Source organism: Kribbella sandramycini (genome assembly GCF_013131805.1).
GTDB classification, from domain to species: Bacteria; Actinomycetota; Actinomycetes; order Propionibacteriales; family Kribbellaceae; genus Kribbella; species Kribbella sandramycini.
Genome location: NZ_JABJRC010000031.1, coordinates 1 through 576, shown reverse-complemented (window position 1 = coordinate 576; position 576 = coordinate 1). Strand labels below are relative to the sequence as shown.

The 576-nt window shown below is 63.0% G+C and carries 1 protein-coding gene and 1 pseudogene; both read left to right on the top strand.

Annotated elements, in window-relative coordinates:
• A pseudogene (locus HPO96_RS37465) lies at window positions 1-233 on the top strand (ABC transporter permease); the annotation flags it as partial.
• A 9-nt stretch (window positions 234-242) separates the two neighbouring features.
• A partial coding sequence (locus tag HPO96_RS37460) for a substrate-binding domain-containing protein (protein WP_171679238.1) occupies window positions 243-576 on the top strand: 334 nt, incomplete at its 3' end.

The window sequence follows — 576 nt, the reverse complement described above, 5'->3', positions numbered from 1 at the left end:
AGTTGTACGAGCTGGACGCGATCGCGGCGGTGGTGATCGGCGGCACCTTGCTGTCCGGTGGTCGCGGCACGATCGTCGGCACGGTGTTCGGCGTCCTGATCTTCACCACGCTCAACAACGTGTTCACCCTGAACAACCTGAGCATCTCCGCTCAGTCGGTGGCGAAGGGGCTGATCATCGTGATCGCGGTCCTTCTCCAGCAGCGCTTGGCCAGTCGCACTACCAGTTCATAGGAGACACCGATGTCCCGTTCCGCCCGAACGATCGCAATCGCCGGCCTCGGCGTACTCGCCCTGGCGGCGTGTACGAGTAACACCCCGGAGGCCGAGAAGAACAACGCGCCCGCCACCCAGGCGGTTGCCGCCGGCAAGAACGACGAGCCCGGTAAGAAGGTGAAGATCGGCTTCTCCGCGCCGGCTGCCGACCATGGCTGGATGGGCGCGATCACGAAGGCGACCCAGGCCGAGGCGAAGAAGTACTCCGACGTCGAGCTGCTGGTTGCTGAAGGCACCAATGATGTGAACCTGCAGATCAGCCAGGTCGAGACGTTCATCAACCAGAAGGTTGATGCGATCG